Annotated in this window: 5 protein-coding genes and 1 pseudogene; all 6 read left to right on the plus strand. The window is 58.8% G+C overall.

Features of this window, described 5'->3' with window-relative positions; genetic code table 11:
• Nucleotides 1–882 (plus strand): helicase RepA family protein, encoded by an 882-nt coding sequence (locus GLX_RS16315; RefSeq protein WP_014095398.1) that lies wholly within the window; start codon nucleotides 1–3, stop codon nucleotides 880–882.
• Nucleotides 875–1720, plus strand: a complete 846-nt coding sequence (gene repC, locus GLX_RS16320) for a replication protein C, IncQ-type (RefSeq protein WP_014095399.1) — start codon at nucleotides 875–877, stop codon at nucleotides 1718–1720. Before GLX_RS16315 ends, repC begins: the two co-directional genes overlap by 8 nt.
• Nucleotides 1721–2133: 413 nt before the next feature.
• Nucleotides 2134–2520, plus strand: a complete 387-nt coding sequence (locus tag GLX_RS18340; RefSeq protein ID WP_148268693.1) for a MobC domain-containing protein — start codon at nucleotides 2134–2136, stop codon at nucleotides 2518–2520.
• Nucleotides 2504–2917 (plus strand): annotated as a pseudogene (locus tag GLX_RS19415) (relaxase/mobilization nuclease domain-containing protein); the annotation flags it as partial. The gene GLX_RS18340 and the pseudogene GLX_RS19415, both read left to right, overlap by 17 nt.
• A gap of 331 nt (nucleotides 2918–3248) precedes the next feature.
• A complete protein-coding gene (locus GLX_RS19120; RefSeq protein WP_041247991.1) occupies nucleotides 3249–3734 on the plus strand; it encodes a hypothetical protein in 486 nt (161 codons plus the stop codon).
• Nucleotides 3650–4684 carry a DNA-primase RepB domain-containing protein gene (locus tag GLX_RS19125; protein ID WP_231850475.1) on the plus strand — a complete coding sequence of 345 codons (1035 nt, stop codon included), beginning with the start codon at nucleotides 3650–3652 and terminating at the stop codon, nucleotides 4682–4684. Before GLX_RS19120 ends, GLX_RS19125 begins: the two co-directional genes overlap by 85 nt.
• The last annotated feature ends 92 nt before the right edge of the window (nucleotides 4685–4776 follow it).

Here is a 4776-nt window from a genome sequence, read left to right on the forward strand (position 1 = left end):
ATGGCTGCCGTGACATCCACGATAAACGATTCTGCTCTGCCTCGTCTCGATATTCGATCAGCGTTTGTGACAGCGCCGGAGCCTTTGGATTTTGTCCTGCCCGGCATGTTGGCCGGAACGGTCGGTGCGTTGATCGCGCCCGGAGGCACAGGCAAATCGTGGTTTGCCCTGGAACTGGCTATGGCCGTTGCGGGTGGCCCTGATCTGCTTGAAATGAGCGTTGATGATAAATATGGCGGCGTCCTTTACTTGGCCGCAGAAGACCCGGCCCTTGCCATTACTCATCGTCTGCACTCTGTCGGATACGTTGTCCGCGATAGCATCGGCATGTTGGCAGAGAACCTTGAGATCATCCCTTTGATGGGTCGGCCCGTGAACCTGTTGCTTCCGGCCTGGGCGGAAGCATTGAAGCGAATGGGAACGGGAAAGCGTCTTATCATCTTGGATACTCTCCGGCGCTTCCATGTCGCTGATGAAAACAACGGGGGTGATATGGCTGCTCTGTTGTCAGTCCTGGAAGACATTGCCCAAGTGACCGGCGCATCAATCATGTTTTTGCACCATGCCGCGAAAGGTGCGTCGTTGAACGGATCGGGTGATGTCCAGCAAGCCTCACGCGGATCTAGCGTTTTGGTCGATAACGTGCGCGGTGGTCAGATTAACCTCGTCGGGATGACCGATGCGGAGGCTCAAACATACGGTGTCACCGATCGACGCCAGTTTGTCCGATCAGTCCAGAGCAAGGTGAATTTTGGTTGCGGGAACAGTGACCGATGGTATCGCCGCGATACGGGCGGTGTGCTTGTCCCGGCCCATCTTGAACGTCAGGAGCCGACCCCGACGACCCGGCGGCCGACAGGAAGGGCGCGGGGCAATGCGTAATAATAAAGCGCTCACACATGCGAGGCATGATCCCGGTCATGTCTTGGCGCATGGCCTATTTAGGTCGCTTGCATCTGGTGATTACAAGCGTTTGAAACTGGATGTTGCTTATGAGATTGGCAATGAGCGTCTTGAGTTTGGCGCGAAAGAACCGCTTGGCACTGATGAGATGCGCGTTTTGCAAGGTCTCGTTGCTTTAGCTGGGCCGAAGGGGCTGATCTTAAAAGCCGATACTCAATCATCTGATGCTCGACAGTTATTTCTTGATCTCTTTGCTCCTGCATCTGAGTTTGTCGCCGCAACAGATCAGCCGGAAAGTCTTGTCGTCAGAGGGTCATTTAGACGGTTGGCGCGAGAAATCGGCATGAATGAATCCGGGCCAAACATCACGAGGATACGTCAAGCGATTGAGCGGCTTTTTGCCGTGACGATCTTTATACAGTCGGGCCGGAGGCGTGTCGGGTGTCGTTTGATCTCGTCTTATGCGTCTGATGAAGGGGTCGGCGATCTGTACGTCGCTTTGAACCCGCGCTTGACCGAGGCGATCCTTGGTCAAGGTCAACATGTCAGAATTGATATGGAAGAGGTGCGCGGTCTCAAGAGTGATCCTGCACGTCTCATGCACCAGCGTCTCTCTGGCTGGATCAATCCAGGCATGAGGCGAGAGGTCTCCATTGATACTCTTTGCTCTTATGTGTGGCCCGATGCCGGGTCTGACGCGGCCATGCGGAAACGGCGGCAACGGATCAGGTCAGCATTGGCCGAATTGCGTAAAGTTGGCTGGTTTGCAGACGTGCAAGAAGGCGTTGTGACCGTCGGCAGACCTAAAATTGCGTAGTATCGGTCACAAAACCGCGTAGAATCGGTCACAGAAGCGCGTAGAATCGGTCACAAACTGACCCCCTTAAAATGCCGTTTTGTCGTTATATTACAACGGCTTATGAGAAACCCTCAAAAATCCATCCAGACTTATCCAGACGTCTCTAAGACGTCTGGATAAGGCTGCGCCACACACCGCCGCGCGCGCGCGCGCGGGGGAAAAAGACTTGCGACCGCAGGGAGCACCGCTTCCGCCGCAGGCGGTGCCTCGTCTCCATAATTAGCTTGACGGCCAGATGAATGTGTGATTCGGCTATGGTTAATAGCGAGGTGTAACCCGGCAAGCCGGATTAACCTCGCTCCGCCGCGTTGCGGTCGTTCGGCTCCCGCCTTCCCTTCGGTCAGTTGGGGCCTCTCTCGGAGTGCGCGTTTATGGAGCAATCATCACCTTCCCCGAAGAAGCGCCGTTATGGCCCGACCCCGAAAGCGTCTTCGGATCGTCGGTGGCACTCTGTCTCTTGTCGCCTGACCGATGACGAGCTTGCCCTTGTCGATGCTCGCCGGGGCAAGGTTCGTCGCGGCGAATGGTTACGCCTCTCCGCCCTGGGCAAACCTCCCCGCATTGTCCCGGAATTGAACCGGGTCGCTTGGGTCGATCTTGCCCGGAGCGCATCGAACCTCAACCAGATCGCCCATGCGGTGAATTGCGGCGAGGTTCCGGCCGGTGGTGATCTTGCATCCGTCCTCGATGCACTCCGGGCCGACCTCGACGCCTTGCGTTTGGCGATGATCGGAGGCGGCGATGAAGGCGAAGGTTGAGCGCGGCTCCGGTTTCCGGGGCGTCCTTGATTATGCGTTTGGCAAAGGCGACGCGGAGATCATCTGCGGCACGATGACTGGTAAGACGCCTCGCGCTCTTGCCACAGAGTTTGGCTTGTCCAGGGCGGCACGTCCCGATGTTGCCCGGCCGGTCTGGCACACGTCTCTGTCTCTGCCTCCTGGTGAGACAAGGACACCGGGCGAGTGGTCGCAGATTATCGCTGACTTCATGGATGGTATGGGCCTGGGCGGACATCAGTATGTCGCGGTCAGGCACCATGACACTGACCATGAACACGTACACATCATCGCGTCGCGCATCGGCCTAGACGGCTCTCTCTATCTCGGGAAGTGGGATGCCAAGCGGGCAATCAAGCTGACCGCAGACCTTGAGGTTAAGCACGGCCTCACTGTCACGAAGGGTCTCGAAGACGGCCCGGCTCCTGTCGCAACGCCAACGAGGAAGGAAGTCGAAATGTCCATCAGGACGGGCGATGCACCGCCGCGCGTCGCATTGCAACAGATCGTAGACGCGGCCCTGTCGTCACCGTCGTCTGTCTTTGACTTTATGGATCGTCTCGAAGCGGCAGGGGTCGGTGTCCGGGCGAATGTCGCATCAACCGGCAAAATGAACGGCTTTAGCTTTGAATACCGGGGTGTGCCGTTTAAGGCGTCTGACCTGGGCAAGGCATACGCATGGAAGGCATTGCAAGAGCGAGGGATCGAGTATGTCCAAGATCGAGACGGTGCGGCGCTTATCGCAAGAGCAAACCGAAGCCTCGCGCCGGGCGGTAACGTCAACGACAGAAGCCCAGATGCTCTTGATCGAGACGCTCGACCGGCTGGCGACCGATCAATCCCGGCTGACCGTGGAATACCGGGCGGCGGCGGTGTCACTGATCGAGACGTTGACCAAGGCGGCCGAGGCATCGGAAGCGATGATCCTGGGAGCGCACGGCGAAGCGCAGAGCGTCTTAATGTCAGCGACGGCCGCAGTCTCGAAAGCCGACAGCGCGGCGGCGAAGACAGCCGACCTCTTGAAGTCGGCGGAGACGGCGGCACGAGACCAGCATCGCGAGATGAAGCGCCTGGTCGAACGACAGACGGCGTTGTCCCGGCGCCTGATGACATGCGCGATCATCGTCGCCGTATCGGCGGCTGGAACGCTCTTGGGCGCAGGGTTGGTGATCTTGCGAGTGATGCACCCGCTCTGACGACAAAGCCGGTCACAGCGGCTGTCAGAGCGAAGATGGAGGCATGGTCTGTCCAGGCCGGGGCGCTGTCATCGCCTCTCTATCGTCTGACGCTCAAGAGCCGCCGCGATGCTCTGCCATCATTTAACATTGGAAAGGGCCGGGGCGCAGACGGTGCAGAGCAGTTTTATTCTGCATCTGATGTTGCTGCCCTGATCCCTTACTTGTCAGCGCAGAACATGAAGGGCCGGGACATCTATCTGACCCCGATTGATGCGGCCCATCATTATCTCGTCGTGGACGACATGACGCCGGATACCCTGACCGCCATGACGGGACAGGGCTGGTCTCCGGCCATTGTCCAGGAGAGCAGCGCCGGAAACCGGCAAGCTGTTTTGAAGGTGCCGCGCATCGACGGCCCGAACGAACAGCGTGTCGCAAACGCCCTAGTCGTGAGCCTGAATCGGGAGTTTGGCGATCCCAATTTTAGCGGTGCGATCCATCCGTTTCGGATGGCTGGTTTTGCAAATAAGAAGCCCGGCCGAGACAACGCTTTTACCCGGATCATCACGGCGGCCGGTGTGATCTGTGAGAAAGCGGCATCGGCTCTTGCTGAATTGCGGGCGGCGTTCCGGCCGACACCTCTGCCCGTATCGGCATCGGCCCCGTCTCCCGGCCGCATCATCCGTCCGGCCGTCTCTGGTGGCGAGTTTAGCCGTGCGCGTGGAATGATCCTTGGACTCGCTATCAAGCACGGTTGGACTGTTGACGAGTCCCGCCTGGATTTCCAAGCCGCTCGCCTCATGTCGGCCGAAGGCATGTCCGTTGATGAGGTCGCGGCCGGTATCGTCGCGGAGAGTCCGAACCTGACCGCGCGTCACAGAGACCCCCATGGGTATGCTGTGCGGACGGCTGAAAATGCGGCTGCCCAGGGAGCGAAGCGACCGTCTCCCGATGACATGGAGCCGTGATCTTTTCCCGGCGCGCGCGGCGCGGCGGGGTGTGTAATTGCCGGGGTAGGTGCTGGTGACACCACCCCGGCCAACAGCCAAAGGAGATAACA

This window comes from Komagataeibacter medellinensis NBRC 3288 (assembly GCF_000182745.2).
GTDB classification, from domain to species: Bacteria; Pseudomonadota; Alphaproteobacteria; order Acetobacterales; family Acetobacteraceae; genus Komagataeibacter; species Komagataeibacter medellinensis.